The 16,393-nt window shown below is 75.3% G+C and carries 12 protein-coding genes; all 12 read left to right on the top strand.

What is annotated here, in order from left to right:
- The first annotated feature begins 30 nt into the window (after window positions 1–30).
- Window positions 31–1,587 carry a molybdopterin-dependent oxidoreductase gene (locus tag GJV82_RS15710; protein ID WP_155099880.1) on the top strand — a complete coding sequence of 519 codons (1,557 nt, stop codon included), beginning with the start codon at window positions 31–33 and terminating at the stop codon, window positions 1,585–1,587.
- A gap of 337 nt (window positions 1,588–1,924) precedes the next feature.
- The gene (locus tag GJV82_RS15705; RefSeq protein ID WP_024840500.1) at window positions 1,925–2,194 is read left to right on the top strand and encodes a hypothetical protein; all 270 of its coding nucleotides are present in this window, start codon (window positions 1,925–1,927) and stop codon (window positions 2,192–2,194) included.
- A 243-nt stretch (window positions 2,195–2,437) separates the two neighbouring features.
- The gene (gene ileS, locus GJV82_RS15700; protein ID WP_115942351.1) at window positions 2,438–5,890 is read left to right on the top strand and encodes an isoleucine--tRNA ligase; all 3,453 of its coding nucleotides are present in this window, start codon (window positions 2,438–2,440) and stop codon (window positions 5,888–5,890) included.
- The gene (locus tag GJV82_RS15695) at window positions 5,887–7,308 is read left to right on the top strand and encodes a bifunctional folylpolyglutamate synthase/dihydrofolate synthase (protein WP_318657718.1); all 1,422 of its coding nucleotides are present in this window, start codon (window positions 5,887–5,889) and stop codon (window positions 7,306–7,308) included. The genes ileS and GJV82_RS15695 overlap by 4 nt, the downstream gene beginning before the upstream one ends.
- A 126-nt stretch (window positions 7,309–7,434) precedes the next feature.
- Window positions 7,435–8,430, top strand: a complete 996-nt coding sequence (gene dhaK, locus GJV82_RS15690; RefSeq protein WP_318657717.1) for a dihydroxyacetone kinase subunit DhaK — start codon at window positions 7,435–7,437, stop codon at window positions 8,428–8,430.
- A 69-nt stretch (window positions 8,431–8,499) separates the two neighbouring features.
- Window positions 8,500–9,144 carry a dihydroxyacetone kinase subunit DhaL gene (dhaL, locus tag GJV82_RS15685; protein WP_155099879.1) on the top strand — a complete coding sequence of 215 codons (645 nt, stop codon included), beginning with the start codon at window positions 8,500–8,502 and terminating at the stop codon, window positions 9,142–9,144.
- Window positions 9,141–9,878, top strand: coding sequence for a dihydroxyacetone kinase phosphoryl donor subunit DhaM (gene dhaM / locus GJV82_RS15680; RefSeq protein WP_318657716.1), 738 nt, complete (start codon window positions 9,141–9,143; stop codon window positions 9,876–9,878). The genes dhaL and dhaM overlap by 4 nt, the downstream gene beginning before the upstream one ends.
- 67 nt (window positions 9,879–9,945) lie before the next feature.
- On the top strand, window positions 9,946–10,623 hold the full coding sequence (locus GJV82_RS15675; RefSeq protein ID WP_318657715.1) for a TetR/AcrR family transcriptional regulator: 678 nt from the start codon (window positions 9,946–9,948) through the stop codon (window positions 10,621–10,623).
- 105 nt (window positions 10,624–10,728) lie between these two features.
- Complete coding sequence (locus GJV82_RS15670) at window positions 10,729–12,453, top strand: MDR family MFS transporter (protein ID WP_155099878.1); 1,725 nt, start codon at window positions 10,729–10,731, stop codon at window positions 12,451–12,453.
- A gap of 4 nt (window positions 12,454–12,457) precedes the next feature.
- On the top strand, window positions 12,458–12,952 hold the full coding sequence (locus GJV82_RS15665; RefSeq protein ID WP_024840508.1) for a DUF4233 domain-containing protein: 495 nt from the start codon (window positions 12,458–12,460) through the stop codon (window positions 12,950–12,952).
- 74 nt (window positions 12,953–13,026) lie between these two features.
- Window positions 13,027–13,479: a nucleoside-diphosphate kinase gene (gene ndk, locus GJV82_RS15660; RefSeq protein WP_155099877.1), complete on the top strand. Its 453-nt coding sequence runs from the start codon at window positions 13,027–13,029 to the stop codon at window positions 13,477–13,479.
- A gap of 418 nt (window positions 13,480–13,897) precedes the next feature.
- On the top strand, window positions 13,898–16,393 hold a 2,496-nt coding region (locus GJV82_RS15655; protein ID WP_318657714.1), incomplete at its 3' end, for a chromosome segregation SMC family protein.

Below are 16,393 nucleotides of genomic sequence, written 5' to 3'. Positions count from 1 at the left end.
GTCGTGCGTCGCGCGTGCGAGGCTGAGGGCATGACCGTCCCCGCCCGCCGTGCCGCGGCGCTCTCCGCGCTCGCGGGCGTCGTCTGCGCGGCCGTGGGGTTCGCGGTCGCCGAGCTCGTCGCGGCCCTCGTCGGTCCCGGGTCGAGCCCGCTGTTCGCCGCCGGCGCCGGCGTGGTCGACGCGGTCCCGGGGCCGGTCAAGGACTGGGCCGTCGCGACGTTCGGCACGGCGGACAAGGCCGTCCTGCTCGGCGGCATGGCCGTCGTGCTCGCCGCGGGGGCCGCGCTCGCGGGGTGGCTCGAGCTGCGCCGCCCGCCCCTCGGTACGGTGCTGCTGGGCGTCGTCGGCGCCGTGGGTGCCGTCGTCGCCGCGACCCGGCCCGCGGCGAGCGTCGCGTGGGCGCTGCCCTCGCTCGTCGGGGTCGGGGTCGGGGTCCTGCTGCTCCGCTCGGCCCTCGCCCCGCTGCGCGGGCCGGACGTCCCCGCGCGCGCGTCCGGGGCGGGCGAGCGCGCCCCGATGGACCGCCGCCGGTTCCTGCTCGTCACCGGCCTGGCGGCCGCGGCGGGCGTCGTCGCGCTCGCGACGTCCCGCGCGGTGTCGGCCGGGTCGCGCGCCGTCACGGCCGCGCGCGAGGCGCTGCGCCTGCCGGCCCCGGCGACCCCGGCCCCGGCCGTGCCGGCCGGGGCGGACCTGCGCGTGCCCGGGCTCGCGCCGTACGTGACGCCCAACGCCGACTTCTACCGGATCGACACCGCGCTGCGCGTGCCCCAGGTCGACCCCGCGACGTGGACGCTGCGCGTGACGGGTCTCGTCGACGAGCCGTTCGAGATCGGGATCGTCGATCTGCTCGCGCTCCCGCTCGTCGAGCACGACGTGACGCTCACGTGCGTGTCGAACGAGGTCGGCGGCGACCTCGTGGGCAACGCGCGGTGGCTCGGGTACCCGGTCCGCGAGCTGCTCGCGCGCGCCGGCGTGCGCGACGGTGCGGACATGGTGCTGTCCACGAGCGCCGACGGGTGGACCGCGAGCACGCCGCTCGACGTGCTCACGGACCCGGACCGCGCGTGCCTGCTCGCCGTCGGCATGAACGGCGAGCCGCTCCCGCCCGCGCACGGGTTCCCCGCCCGCCTCGTCGTCCCGGGCCTGTACGGGTACGTGTCCGCGACCAAGTGGGTCACCGAGCTCAAGGTCACGACGTTCGCCGACGACGTCGCGTACTGGTCGACGCGCGGCTGGTCGGAGCGCGGCCCGATCAAGCTCGCGTCGCGCGTCGACACGCCGCGCGCGGGCGCGGGCGTGCCGTCCGGCCCGGTCACCGTCGCCGGCGTCGCCTGGGCGCAGCACACCGGGATCGCCGCGGTCGAGGTGCGCGTGGACGACGGTGCGTGGCGCGCCGCGACGCTCGCCGAGACCGTCGGGCCCGACACGTGGCGGCAGTGGTCGTACGCGTGGGACGCGACGCCGGGGGAGCACCGCCTGACGGTCCGCGCGACGGACGCCGACGGGCGCACGCAGACCTCCGACGTCGCCCCGCCCGCCCCGGACGGCGCGTCGGGGTGGCACGAGGTCACCGTCCGCGTGACGTGAGGCGCGACGGGGGCCGCCGGAGCGTCCCGGGTCGTGGGACCGGGCTTGTCCGGCCCCGGGGCGCGCTGGCACGATGTGCGCGTGACCCCCGCGCGCCCCACGAGCAGCACGCTCGTCCTCGCGCGCCCGCGGGTCCTCGCCGTCTCCTGTTGTTGAGGGCTCGCGGCGCCCTGCGCAGCCTCGACCTGGTGTCCGCGAGCAGCCTCTCGTCCCTCCCTCCCGGGGTAAGGGGCGCGATGGTCGCCGGTCCCGTGCCACGGGCTCATCGATGAGTCCCGCGTCGCGACCGGGTCTGCACCCACGGACGCCCGCCGAGCACAGGACGCGAGACACCTCCATGTACGTACCCCCGCACTTCCCCCGCTACCGCCCCGCGACGCCCGCCCCGGCGCGCACGGCGGCGCCCGCCGCGGCGCCGTCGGCCGACGCGCCCGCGCGCCCCGGCCCGGGCGCGCCGCCGCTCACCGTCGAGTGGCTCGTCGCGATCGACATCGACGCGTTCACCGCGCGGCGCCGGGCGGCCGCTACCATGGACGCACAGGCGTCGACCCGGCCATCACCGGCGAGCCTCCGGAAGAACGGGACCCGCGCCGTCGGGCACGCCTGATCGCGCGGCGCGAGGTCCTCACTAGAACCGGACGGGTGGGCCCGTCACAGCCTTCGACGAGCGGTCGGCGACCGCCCGCGGCGACCGACGGCGTCGGGCACCGCGAGGACGCCGGCAAGCGAGGTGGTACCGCGGCGAGCCCGCCCCTGGGTGGGGGAGTCGTCCTCGCAGGAGAGCACGACCGACCCGTACCACCACGGCGGACGACCCCGCCGACCGCGACCCACCGGAGTCCTCGAGACCATGGCCTACCCGCTGCACCGCGACCCCTCGTCCGCGACCACCGACACGCACCCGGGTGCGTCGTTCGGCGTCCCCGCCTCCCCGGACCTGCCCGCGATCGAGCGCGAGGTGCTCGCGTACTGGGACGCGGACGACACGTTCCGCGCCTCGGTCGAGCGCAACCCGGCCGGCGAGAACGGCAGCAACGAGTTCGTCTTCTACGACGGCCCGCCGTTCGCCAACGGCCTGCCCCACTACGGGCACCTGCTCACCGGCTACGCGAAGGACGTCGTGCCGCGCTACCAGACGATGCGCGGCAAGCACGTCGAGCGTCGCTTCGGGTGGGACACGCACGGCCTGCCGGCGGAGCTCGAGGCGATGGACCAGCTCGGGATCAAGACCAAGGAGGAGATCCTCGAGCTCGGCATCGAGCGCTTCAACGACGCGTGCCGCGCGTCGGTGCTCAAGTACACGAGCGAGTGGCGCGACTACGTGACGCGTCAGGCGCGCTGGGTCGACTTCGAGAACGACTACAAGACGCTCGACCCGACGTTCATGGAGTCGGTCCTGTGGGCGTTCAAGCAGCTCTACGACAAGGGCCTGGTCTACGAGGGCTTCCGCGTGCTGCCCTACTGCTGGAACGACCAGACGCCGCTGTCCAACCACGAGCTGCGCATGGACGAGGACGTCTACCAGGTCCGTCAGGACCCGGCGGTCACCGTGGGCCTGCGGCTCGAGACCGGCGAGCTCGCGCTCGTCTGGACGACGACGCCGTGGACCCTGCCGTCCAACCTGTTCGTCATGGTCGGCCCCGACGTCGAGTACGTCGTCGTCGAGTCGTCGTTCACGGGGGTGCGGGAGCGCTACGTCATCGCGGCCGAGCGGCTCGGGGCGTACGCGCGCGAGCTCGCCGACGAGGGCGTCGAGGACGTGACGACGCAGGTCGTCGAGCGGCTCACGGGCGCCGACCTCGTCGGGCGCTCGTACACGCCGCCGTTCTCGTACTTCGCCGGGCACCCGGGCGCGCACCGCGTGGTCGAGGCCGACTTCGTCACGACGACCGACGGCACGGGGCTCGTGCACAACGCCGGCGCGTTCGGCGAGGAGGACAAGGTCGTCTCGGACCGCGAGGGCGTGGAGCCGGTGCTGCCGGTCGCGTCCGACGGGAAGTTCACGTTCCCGGTCGTCGACTACGAGAGCCTGCAGGTCTTCGACGCGAACCCGCTCATCATCGACCACCTCAAGGCCCGCACGCGCCGCGACGCCGCCGCCGCGCTCGGCGAGGACGCCGGCGAGCTCGCGCTCGGCGCGACGACGCCGGGCACGGTGCTGCTGCGCCGCGAGTCGTACGCGCACTCCTACCCGCACTGCTGGCGCTGCCGGCAGCCGCTCATCTACATGGGCGTGTCGTCGTGGTTCGTCGCGGTGTCGAAGTTCCGGGACCGCATGGTCGAGCTCAACGAGCAGATCGCGTGGACGCCCGACCACATCCAGCACGGCCAGTTCGGCAAGTGGCTCGAGAACGCGCGCGACTGGTCGATCACGCGCAACCGGTTCTGGGGCAGCCCGGTGCCGGTGTGGCGCTCCGACGACCCGCAGTACCCGCGCGTCGACGTGTACGGCTCGTTCGCCGAGCTCGAGCGCGACTTCGGCACGCTCCCGCGCAACGAGAAGGGCGAGCCGGACCTGCACCGCCCGTTCGTCGACCGCCTCACGCGGCCGAACCCGGACGACCCGACGGGCCGCTCGACCATGCGCCGCGTCGAGGACGTCATGGACGTGTGGTTCGACTCGGGGTCGATGCCCTACGCGCAGGTGCACCACCCGTTCGAGAACGCGGACTGGTTCGAGCACCACAACCCGGGCGACTTCATCGTCGAGTACATCGGCCAGACGCGCGGGTGGTTCTACACGCTGCACGTGCTCGCGACCGCGCTGTTCGACCGCCCGGCGTTCCGCTCGGCCGTGTCGCACGGCATCGTGCTCGGCTCCGACGGCCGCAAGATGAGCAAGTCGCTGCGCAACTACCCGGACGTCAACGAGGTCTTCGACCGCGACGGCTCCGACGCGATGCGCTGGTTCCTCATGAGCTCGCCCATCCTGCGCGGCGGCAACCTCGTCGTCACCGAGGACGGGATCCGCGACGCCGTGCGCCAGGTGCTGCTGCCGCTGTGGAGCACGTACTACTTCTTCACGCTGTACGCCAACACCTCGAAGGCGCAGGCCCGGTCCGGGGCCGCGGCGTCCGACGGCGGCGGGTACGTCGCGCAGAAGGTCGCGCCCGAGCGCGTGCCCGGGCTGCCCGCGCTCGACCGCTACCTGCTCGCGCGCACGCACGACCTCGTCGTGCGTGTGACGGCGCAGCTCGACGCGTACGACATCGCGGGCGCGTGCGAGAGCGTGCGCGAGCACCTCGACGTCCTGACGAACTGGTACGTGCGCACGCAGCGCGAGCGGTTCTGGTCGGAGGACGCGGACGCGTTCGACACGCTCTACACCGCGCTCGAGACCCTCACGCGCGTCATGGCGCCGCTCGCGCCCCTGCTCGCGGAGGAGGTGTGGCGCGGCCTGACGGGCGGGCGCTCCGTGCACCTCACCGACTGGCCGGCGGCGACCGAGGAGGTCGGGGAGCGGCTCGTCGGCGAGGACGGCTCGTACGCGACCGCCGTGCGGCACGTCCCGGAGGCGTCCCTCGTGGCCGACGACGCGCTCGTCGCGGCGATGGACGAGGTCCGGGCCGTCGCGTCGGCCGCGCTCGGCCTGCGCAAGGCGAACCAGCTCCGCGTGCGTCAGCCGCTCGCGCGGCTCACGGTCGTGGTCGACGACCCGGCGGCCCTCGCGCCGTACGCCGACCTGCTCGCGCGCGAGCTCAACGTCAAGGCCGTCGACCTCCTGCCCACGGACTCCGACGCCGCGGACCGGTTCGGTATCACCCAGCGCCTCGCCGTCAACGCCCGCGCCGCGGGCCCGCGCCTCGGGCGGGGCGTCCAGGCCGTCATCAAGGCGTCGAAGGCCGGTGCGTGGCGCGTCGACGACGGCGGCGCCGTCGTCGTGACGACGGACGACGGGGACGTCGCGCTCCTGCCGGCCGAGTACGAGCTGACGACGGTCGTCGCGCCGACGGCCGGCGGCGAGGACGGGCCGGACGTCGCGGCCGCGGTCCTCGCCGGCGGCGGGTTCGTCGTGCTCGACCTCGCGCTCGACGACGCGCTGCTCGCCGAGGGCTACGCGCGCGACGTCGTGCGCGACGTGCAGGACGCGCGCAAGGCGGCCGGTCTCGACGTGGCGGACCGCATCCGCCTGCGGCTCGCCGTGCCGGCCGACCGGCTCGCCGCGGTCGAGGAGCACCGCGCGCTCGTCGCGCGCGAGACGCTCGCGACCGAGGTCGTCGTCGAGACGTCGCCGACCGCGGAGCGGTCGGTGCACGTCGAGAAGGTCGAGGGCACCGTGCCGGACACGGCGGTGGTCCTGTGAGCGCGCGCCGCCAGGACGCCGGCGCCGCGCGCCGGCAGAGCGCGAAGGAGGCCCGCGCGGCGGCCGAGGAGGCCGCCGCGCAGGAGGACCTCTCGCGCGTCTACGCGCACATCCTGTCGCGCGCTCCCGAGCACGACTTCGACCCGACGATCGACCGCGTCCGGCGTCTGTTCGAGCTGCTCGGCGACCCGCAGCACGCGTTCCGGACGATCCACCTCACGGGCACGAACGGCAAGACGAGCACGGCGCGCGTCGCCGAGCGCCTCGTGCGCGAGCACGGCCTGCGGACGGGACTCTTCACGAGCCCGCACCTGACGAGCGTCACCGAGCGCATCGCCGTGGACGGCGAGCCGCTCTCGGCGCGCCGGTTCGTCGAGGTGTGGGAGGACGTCTACCCGTACGTCCAGGTCGTCGACGCCGAGCTCGCCGAGGCCGGGCAGTCGCAGCTGAGCTTCTTCGAGGTGCTCACGGGCGTCGCGTTCGCGGCGTTCGCCGACACTCCCGTCGACGTCGCGATCGTCGAGGTCGGGATGGGCGGCGAGTGGGACTCGACGAACGTGGTCGACGCCGAGGTCGCGGTCGTGACGCCCGTCGCGTTCGACCACGAGCGCTGGCTCGGGAGCACGCTCGAGGAGATCGCCACCGTCAAGGCCGGGATCGTCAAGGCGGGCGCGACCGTGCTCTCCGCCGCGCAGCGCCCCGAGGTCGAGGAGGTGCTGCGCGCCCGCGCCGAGAGCGTCGGGGCGCGCCTCCTGCGCGAGGGCGTGGACCTCGACGTCGCGAACCGGCAGGTCGCGGTCGGCGGCCAGCTGCTCGACCTGCGCACGCCCGCGGCCCTCTACACCGAGGTGTTCCTCCCGCTGCACGGCGAGCACCAGGCGCACAACGCGCTCCTCGGGCTCGCGGCCGTCGAGGCGTTCCTCGGGGGCCGCGCGCTCGACGGCGCGCTCGTCGAGGCCGCCTTCGCGGACGTCACGTCGCCGGGCCGGCTCGAGGTCGTGCGGTCCAGCCCGACCGTCCTCGTCGACGCGGCGCACAACGCCGCGGGCGCCGAGGCGCTCGCGGAGGCCCTCGGCGAGGCGTTCGACCTGCGCCACCTCGTCGGCGTCGTCGCGATCATGGCGGACAAGGACGCCGAGCCCCTGCTCGCGGCCCTCGAGCCCGTGCTCGCGGAGGTCGTCGTGACGCGCAACAGCTCCGAGCGCTCGGCCGACCCGACCGACCTCGCCGAGCTCGCCGCCGACGTGTTCGGCGAGGACCGCGTGCACAGCGCCGAGCGGCTCGACGAGGCGCTCCAGGTGGCGGTGGACCTCGCGGAGCGCGACGACCCGGTCGGCGTCGGCACGGGCTCGGGCGTGCTCGTCACGGGCTCGGTCGTCACCGTGGCCGACGTGCGCGTCCTGCTCGGCCGCGGCTGAGCAGGACGCCGCGCGGTCCGCGGCGACCGGGTGTTTGATGGTGCCGACGACGGCGACGGGCACGCCGGGCGGGGGTCGTCAGCGACCGGGGTGCCCCGGGCGCACGGACCGATGGAGGGATGACCGGTGAAGAAGCTGCTCAACGATCCCCAGGACGCGGTGACGGAGTCCCTCGAGGGCTTCGGCCAGGCGCACGCCGACCTCGTGCAGGTGCACACCGCGCCGCCGTACGTCTCGCGCGCCGGTGGCGCGGTCCCCGGGAAGGTGGGCCTCGTCTCCGGCGGCGGCTCGGGCCACGAGCCGCTGCACGCGGGCTTCGTCGGCCCCGGGATGCTCGACGCCGCGGTGCCGGGCGCTGTGTTCACGTCGCCGACGCCGGACCAGATCGTCCCGGCGATCCTCGGCGCCGACTCGGGCGCGGGCGTGCTCGCGATCGTGAAGAACTACACGGGCGACGTGCTCAACTTCGAGACCGCGGTCGAGCTCGTCGAGGCCGAGGGCACGCAGGTCTCGAGCATCCTCGTCAACGACGACGTCGCGGTCGAGGACTCGCTGTACACGGCGGGCCGGCGCGGCGTCGCGGGCACCGTCGCGGTCGAGAAGATCGCGGGTGCCGCCGCGGAGCGCGGCGACGACCTCGGGACCGTCACCGAGATCGCGGGCCGCGTCGTGGCGAACGTGCGCTCCATGGGCGTCGCGCTCACGGCGTGCACCGTGCCCCACGTCGGGAAGCCGAGCTTCGACCTCGGCGACGACGAGGTGGAGATCGGGATCGGCATCCACGGCGAGCCGGGTCGTCACCGCATCCCGCTCGCCCCCGCCGACGAGATCACGCAGCGGCTCGTCGACCCGGTCGCGGACGACCTGGGCCTCGCCGAGGGCGAGGACGTGTTGCTGTTCGTTAACGGAATGGGCGGTACGCCGCTGTCCGAGCTCTACGTCGTCTATCGTCAGGCGAGGAGGCTGCTCGAGGGGCGCGGCGTACGGGTGACGCGCTCGCTCGTCGGCAACTACGTCACGTCGCTGGAGATGCAGGGTGCGTCGGTCACCGTGCTGCGCCTGGACGACGAGCTCACGGCCCTGTGGGACGCTCCCGTCCACACGGCTGCGCTGCGCTGGTGAACGGGTGCCCTTTCGTGCAGTCTCCGAGAGCCGGCGGACCGCCGGCTCGACGGCGAGGAGAGGTGGGGCATGACGCTGGACGTGGCCTGGGCGGACCGATGGACCCGGCTGAGCGCGGAGCGCATCACGGCGGCGCGCGACGAGCTGACCGAGCTGGACCGGCAGATCGGGGACGGTGACCACGGGGAGAACCTCGACCGCGGGTTCCGCGCGGTGGTCGCCAAGCTCGACGGGTCGGCCTCGGGGGAGCAGCCGCCGGCCCAGATCGGCGACGTGCTCAAGCTGGTCGCCACGACGCTCATGTCGTCCGTGGGCGGGGCCTCGGGGCCGCTGTACGGGACCGCGTACCTGCGCGCCGCGAAGGTGACCGGCCTGGCCGAGCTCGACGCGCAGGGCGTCGTCGCGCTCCTGGAGGGTGCGCTCGAGGGCATCACCGCGCGCGGCAAGGCGCAGGTCGGCGAGAAGACGATGGTCGACGCGTGGCAGCCCGCGGTGGACGCGGCCGAGGCCGCGGCGAACGGGGGCGCGTCCCCGGCCGACGTCCTCGCCGCGGCCGCGGACGCCGCGCGCGCGGGCGCCGGGGCGACGGTCCCGCTCGTCGCGACGAAGGGTCGCGCGAGCTATCTCGGCGAGCGCAGCGCGGGCCACCAGGACCCGGGGGCGACGTCGACGGCGATCCTGCTCGAGGCCGCGCGCGACGCGGCCACGGCGTGAGCGCCGGGCCGGTCGGGGCGCGGGCGCGCGTCGCGCTCGTCCTCGTCTCGCACTCGCAGCGGCTCGCGCAGGGGGCCGTCGAGCTCTCCGCCCAGATGGCGCCCGGCGTGCTGCTGCTCGCCGCGGGCGGGACGGACGACGGCGGGCTCGGCACGAGCTACGACCGCGTCTCCGCGGCGATCGAGGAGGCGCTCCAGGCGGCCGACGGCGCGGTCGTCCTCGCGGACCTCGGCTCCGCCGTGATGACCGTCGAGTCGGTCCTCGACATGGAGGACGGGTTCGACGGCCGGGTGCGGCTCGCGGACGCCCCGTTCGTCGAGGGCGCCGTCGCGGCCGCCGTGACGGCGCACGGCGGGGGAGACGTCGCCGAGGTCCTCGCGTCGGCCGAGCACGCGGGCGGCACGTTCGCGGTCGGGGCCGAGACGCCCGGGGCGGCCGAGGGGCCGGGCACGACCGACGGCGAGCCCGCGGCCGACGGCGGCACGCGCGCGGTCGTCACGCTGCGCAACCCGCTCGGCCTGCACGCCCGGCCGGCGGCGGTGCTCGCCCGCCTCGTCGCGGGGTTCGACGCCTCCGTGGCGATCGACGGCGTCAACGGCGCGAGCGTGCTGGAGCTCATGAAGCTCGGCGCCGCGGGCGGCCAGGAGCTCACCGTGACCGGGGAGGGGCCGGAGGCGGCCGACGCGGTCCGGGCCGTGGTCGAGGCCGTCGAGGGCGGGTTCGGCGAGGTGTGACGCGTGTGGCGGTCGCCACGTCGTAGTGCAGTTGATGCAAAATTGCAGCGCGTGCAAATATAAGCGGGTGCCCGCCTCCTCCCTCGACGACCCCGGCGCGCCCGCCCGCGACGAGCGCCCCCTGCGCGCGCCCGCCGGCCTGCGCGAGCGCAAGAAGCGCGCGCGCCGCGACGCGCTCGTCGACGCCGCCCAGCGCCTCGTCCTCGAGCGCGGCCTCGACGCCGTGACCGTCGAGGACGTCTGCGCCGCCGTGGGCGTGTCACCCCGGACGTTCTTCAACTACTTCTCGTCCAAGGACGACGCCGTGCTCGGCCTCGAGGACTTCTCCGTCAGCCCGGAGGTCGTCGCGACCTTCGTGACGGGCGGCCCCACCGGCGTCCTCCTCGACGACCTCGAGCTCGTGGTCGCCGACGTCCTCGCGCACCAGGTCGTCGCCCCCGAGCGCATGGCGCGCGGGCTCGAGATCGTCCAGCGCGAGCCGCACCTCGTCGCGCGGCACCTCGCCTGGGTCGAGGCCCACCACGCCGAGCTCGTCGAGATGTTCGACGCGCGCCGGGCCGCCCGGCCGTTCGTCCCCGACCCCGAGCTGCTCGCGCTCGTCGTCATGAGCCTGCTGCGCGCGACGACGCTCGCCTGGCAGCAGCACGACGGCGACGGCGACCCGGCCGACCACCTGCCCGGCGTCGTCGACCAGCTCCGCGCCCTGCTCCAGGACACGCGCGCCCCCGACCCCGCGGCCCGCTGACCGCGGCCTCGCGGCTCCGCGAGACCACCACCGCCCCACCTGCTCCCCACCCGACGACGGGCCGCGCCCGTCGGCGCGCGCCCGTCCCGACCGAACCGGACCCCCATGGCCTCCACCACCGCAGCACCCCCCGACGGCGGCACGCCGCTCGTCGTGCTCACCCCGCGCACCGTCTGGGTGATCTTCGGCGCGCTCCTCGCGTCGATGTTCCTGTCCTCGCTCGACCAGTCGATCGTCGGCACCGCGATGCCGACCATCGTCGGCGAGCTCCACGGCGTCGAGCACCAGGGGTGGGTCATCACCGCCTACATCCTGGCCATCGCGATCGTCATGCCCCTGTACGGCAAGTTCGGCGACCTCTGGGGCCGGCGCTGGCCGTTCCTCGTCGCGATCGGGCTCTTCACCGTCGCGTCCGCCGGCGCCGGGTTCGCGCAGTCGTTCCCGGAGCTCGTCGCGTGGCGCGGCGTGCAGGGCCTCGGCGGCGGCGGGCTCATGATCCTGTCGCAGGCGATCATCGCCGACATCGTCCCCGCCAAGGACCGCGGCAAGTACATGGGCCCGATGGGCGCGCTGTTCGGCATCGCGGCCGTCATCGGCCCCCTCCTCGGCGGCTGGTTCACCGAGGGCCCCGGCTGGCGCTGGGCGTTCTGGATCAACGTCCCGATCGGCGTGGCCGCGTTCGCCGTCGCGTGGGTCGCGCTCCGCCTCCCGACCCACCGGTCCGGCCGCAGGATCGACGTCGCGGGGATCGTCCTCATGGTCGTCGCCACGTCCGGCATCGTGCTCGTCACGAGCTGGGAGTCGCTCACCGGCTCGCGCGGCTACGACTGGTCCGACCCGTGGCTCCTCGCGCTCGTCACCGCGGTCGTCGTCTCGGTCGCGCTCTTCGTCGTCGTGGAGAACCGCGCCGAGGAGCCGCTCCTGCCGCTGCACCTGTTCAAGAACCGCACCTTCACCATCGCCACGCTCATCGGGCTCGTGCTCGGCATGGGCATGTTCTCCGCGCTCGCGTTCCTGCCGACGTTCCTCCAGATGTCGACCGGCGCCGGCGTGACCGAGTCCGGGTTCCTGCTCCTGCCCATGATGGCGGGCGTCATGCTCACCGCGATCGGCTCCGGCATCGCGATCACGAAGACCGGTCGCTACAAGGTCTTCCCGGTCGTCGGGCTCGCGATCACCGCCGCCGGGATGGTGTGGCTCACGCGCATCACCGGTGACATGTCCATGTGGCTGTTCGGCGCCATGATCTTCGTCCTCGGCGCCGGCATGGGCCTCGTCATGCAGACGATCGTCCTCGCCGTGCAGAACGCCGTCGACCCGCACGAGCTCGGCACCGCGACGAGCGCGAACAACTTCTTCCGCGAGATCGGTGCCGCCGTCGGCACCGCCCTGTTCAGCACGATCTTCACGTCCCGCCTCGCGGACAACCTCGACGGCGTCTTCGCCGGGCTGCCCGCCGGGTCCGCCCCGGCCGGCGCCGAGGGCTCCTCCCTCACGCCCGAGGTCGTGGAGCAGCTCCCCGAGCCGCTCCACACCGGGGTCGTCGACGCGTTCACCGACGCGCTCGCCCCCGCGTTCTGGTACCTCCTGCCCCTCGTCCTCGTCGGGTTCGTCCTCGCGCTCTTCCTGCGCGAGGTGAAGCTCTCCGACGTCGCCGGGATGGTCGCGCGCGGCGAGGCCGTCGCGGACCACGGCGACCTCGTCGAGGACGCCCCCGCACCGGCCGCCGACGGCGCCGGGTCCCCCGACGCCGTCGTCGTCACGGCGAGCGGTGCCGGGACCCGCGACCACCCGGGGGACCGGGAGCGCGACGGCGCGCCGGTATCCTGACCGGGTGAGCACCCCGCCGTCGCAGCCCGCCGCGCAGCCGTCCCGCTACGGCCGCGCGGCGGGCCCGGTGCGCCCGTCGCCGGGCGACCGCATCAAGCCCAAGAAGCCCGCGAAGGTCCAGTTCGCGTCGACCACGCTCCTGCTCGAGGCGTTCCTCGTCGTGTTCGCCACGCTCGTCGCCTACGGCCTGAGGAACGTCCCGTACTCGCGCGGCCCCCTCGAGCTGCCGAACGCCGCGTCCATCTGGCTCGTCGGCGGCGTGCTCGCCGTCGTGCTCCTCGTGCTGTCGCGCACGGTCGGCACGCCCGGGGGCTACGTCGCCGGGTCCGTCGTCCAGGTGCCCGTCCTCGCCTTCGGGCTCGTCGTGCCCATGATGTTCGTCGTCGGCGGCCTGTTCGTCGTCCTCTGGGTCGTCTCGCTGCGCCTCGGCGGCCGCATCGACCGCGAGCGCGCTGCCTACGACGCCCAGCACCCCGAGACCGCGCCCAACGCCGACTGACGCCCGCACCAGCACCCGGACGAGCGCGGACGCCCCGCACCGCGCACCGCGCGCGGCCGGTAGGCTCGGCGACCATGACCGACGTCGCACCCGCACTGACCGAGACCATCGAGCGCACCCTCATCCTCGTCAAGCCCGACGGCGTCCGCCGCAGCCTGTCCGGCGAGATCCTGCGGCGCGTCGAGGCCAAGGGCTACACGCTCGTCGCCGTGCGCCTGCTCGACGCGACCCCCGAGCTGCTCGCCGCCCACTACGCCGAGCACGAGGGCAAGCCGTTCTTCCAGCCGCTCGTCGACTTCATGCTCTCCGGCAAGATCCTCGCGGTCGTCGCCGAGGGCCAGGGCGTCATCCCCGGCTTCCGCGCGCTCGCCGGCGCGACGAACCCCACCGAGGCGCTCCCCGGCACGATCCGCGGCGACCTCGGCCGCGACTGGGGCCTCAAGGTCCAGCAGAACCTCGTGCACGGCTCGGACTCGCCCGAGTCCGCCGCGCGCGAGATCGCGCTCTGGTTCCCCGAGCTCGGCTGACACGTTCTCGCCGGCGCCCCGTCCCGGTCTCCCGGGGCGGGGCGTTCGCTCGCCTGCTGGCCGGTTGGCGTGCGTGCGTGCGTGGGCGTGCGTCCGCCGGTGCCTGCGCGAGGGGGCGGGGCGGGTCTTCCATCCGCCGCTCGTCCCTCGCGGCTCCCGCCAGACCCGCCACGACCCGCCCCGCCCCTCGCTCCGGCACCGGCTCTGTGGTCGTCCCACCGCCCAGGGTCCGTCCCTCCCGCACCGGCTCGGTGGTCGTGCCTCGTCGCAGGTCTCGCCATCGGATCCCTGCGCTCGGGAACCAGCTCAGCGGTCGTGTCGCCGCCGACTCTTCGGCTCCTCGGGCGTCGATCGACGCCCGGGCCGCGCGGGGCGGAGATCCGCGGGTTCGTCGGGGGCCGCCACTAGGCTCGGGTCCGTGCACCTCAAGACCCTGACGCTGCGCGGCTTCAAGTCGTTCGCGTCCGCGACGACGCTGAGCTTCGAGCCCGGCGTGACGTGCGTCGTCGGCCCGAACGGGTCGGGCAAGTCCAACGTCGTCGACGCGCTCGCGTGGGTCATGGGGGAGCAGGGCGCGAAGACGCTGCGCGGCGGCAAGATGGAGGACGTCATCTTCGCCGGGACGGCGGGCCGGCCCCCGCTCGGGCGGGCCGAGGTGTCCCTGACGATCGACAACACCGACGGCGCGCTGCCGATCGACTACACCGAGGTGACGATCTCCCGCACGCTGTTCCGCAGCGGCGGGTCGGAGTACGCGATCAACGGGAGCGCGTGCCGACTGCTCGACATCCAGGACCTCCTGTCCGACTCCGGGCTCGGCCGCGAGATGCACGTCATCGTCGGGCAGGGCCAGCTCGACGCCGTCCTGCGCGCGACGCCGGAGGACCGCCGCGGCTTCGTCGAGGAGGCCGCGGGCGTCCTCAAGCACCGCAAGCGCAAGGAGAAGGCGCTCCGCAAGCTCGACGCGATGCAGGCGAACCTCACGCGGCTCGCGGACCTCACCACGGAGATCCGGCGCCAGCTCGGCCCGCTCGGGCGGCAGGCGGAGATCGCGCGCAAGGCCGCGACCATCCAGGCCGACCTCCGCGACGCCAAGGCGCGCCTGCTCGCCGACGACCTCGCGCAGCTCACCGCGACCCTCGAGCAGGAGATCGCGGACGAGGCGGCGCTGCGCGCCCAGCAGGCCGAGGTCGAGCGCGCGCTCGCCACGGCGCGCGACGGGCTCGGCCGTCTCGAGCGCGAGGCGGCCGAGGCCACGCCCGCGCTCGGCGCCGCGACCGACGTCTGGTTCCGCCTCTCGTCGCTGCGCGAGCGCCTGCGCGGCACGCAGACGCTCGCCGAGGAGCGCGTGCGCCTGCTCGGACGCCCCGAGGCCGCGCCGCGCGGCCAGGACCCCGACGAGCTCGAGGCGCAGGCGGAGCGCGTGCGCGCGACCGAGGCCGAGCTCGAGGCGGAGGTCGCCCGCGCGCGCGACGCGCTCGCGGCGGCCGTCGCCGAGCGTGAGGACGTGGAGCGGTCCGCCGGGGAGGCGGAGCGCGCCGTCGCGACGCTGCTGCGCGGCGCCGCGGACCGCCGCGAGGGCTTGGCGCGGCTCGCGGGGCAGGTCGCCGCGCAGCGCACGCGCGTGGAGGCGGCGGAGGCGGAGATCGGGCGCCTGCGGGAGTCGCTCGCCGAGGCCGAGCAGCGCGGCACCCAGGCGCGCACCGAGTTCGCGGTGCTCGAGACCCAGGTGGTCGGAGCCGAGGAGGGCGAGGAGGGCCTCGACGCCGAGCACGAGGCCGCGGCCGACGAGGTCGAGCGCACGACGGCCGCCGTGAAGGCGCTCGAGGACGAGGCCGCTGCGGCCGACCAGGAGCGTGCCACGTGGAGCGCGCGCACCGAGGCGCTCGAGCTGAGCCTCGACCGCAAGGACGGCGCGGGCGCGCTGCTCGCGGCCGACGGCGTCGGGGTCCTGGGGTCGCTCGCGGCGCTGCTCGGCGTCGAGGCCGGGTACGAGGACGCGGTCGCCGCGGCGCTCGGCCCCGCGGCGGACGCCGTCGCGGTCGAGTCCGTCGACGCCGCGGTCGACGCGCTGCGCTACCTGCGCACCGAGGACGCCGGACGCGCGGGGCTCGTCGTCGCGGGCGACGCGGCGGGCGAGGACGGCACGCCCGCGGGCGTGACGCTGCCCGACGGCGCGCGCTGGGCCGTCGAGGTCGTCACGGCGTCCGGCGGGACGGGCCGCGCGGTGCGGTCCCTGCTCGCCGGGGTGGCCGTCGTCGACGACCTCGCGGACGCGCGCGCCCTCGTCGCGCGCCACCCGGAGGTCGCCGTCGTGACGCGCGGCGGGGACCTCCTCGCCGCGACGCGCGCCTGGGGCGGGTCGGCGTCGGCGCCCAGCGTGCTCCACCTGCAGTCCGCGCTCGACGAGGCGCGCACCGCCCACGACGCCGCCGCCGCCCGCGCCGAGCGCGCGCGGTTCGCCCTCGTGGGCGCGCGCGAGGCCGAGCAGGCGGCGCGCGCCCGGTACGACGACACGCTCGAGCGGCTCAACGAGTCGGACGCGCGGCTCGCCGCCGTCGCCGAGCAGCTCGGCCACCTCGGCGCGACGGCGCGCTCCGCGGCCGCCGAGGCGGAGCGCGTCCGCGCGTCCCTCGCCCGCGCGTCCCAGGACCTCGACGACGCGCGGGAGGCGCTCGCAGGTCTCGTGGAGCGGCTCGAGGCCGCGGAGGCCGCGCCCGAGCAGTCCGAGGAGGCGGTGGCCGAGGCGACCTCGGAGCGAGACCGACTGCTCGCGCTCGCCTCCGCGGCGCGCACGGCCGAGACCGAGGCGCGGCTGGCGCTGCGCACGAGCGAGGAGCGCTCGCGCGCGGTCGCGGGTCGCGCGCAGTCGCTCGCCCGCGCGGCCGCCGCCGAGCGCGAGGCGCGCGAGCGC

This window comes from Cellulosimicrobium composti (genome assembly GCF_009711085.1).
Taxonomy (GTDB): domain Bacteria; phylum Actinomycetota; class Actinomycetes; order Actinomycetales; family Cellulomonadaceae; genus Cellulosimicrobium; species Cellulosimicrobium composti.
This window is presented reverse-complemented; position numbering and strand designations above follow the sequence as displayed.

Coding starts and splice junctions, on each gene's coding strand:
- GJV82_RS15710 (WP_155099880.1), top strand. CDS start 31: ATGACCGTCCCCGCCCGCCGTGCCGCGGCGCTCTCCGCGCTCGCGGGC.
- GJV82_RS15670 (WP_155099878.1), top strand. CDS start 10,729: ATGGCCTCCACCACCGCAGCACCCCCCGACGGCGGCACGCCGCTCGTC.
- dhaL (WP_155099879.1), top strand. CDS start 8,500: ATGACGCTGGACGTGGCCTGGGCGGACCGATGGACCCGGCTGAGCGCG.
- GJV82_RS15705 (WP_024840500.1), top strand. CDS start 1,925: ATGTACGTACCCCCGCACTTCCCCCGCTACCGCCCCGCGACGCCCGCC.
- ileS (WP_115942351.1), top strand. CDS start 2,438: ATGGCCTACCCGCTGCACCGCGACCCCTCGTCCGCGACCACCGACACG.
- ndk (WP_155099877.1), top strand. CDS start 13,027: ATGACCGACGTCGCACCCGCACTGACCGAGACCATCGAGCGCACCCTC.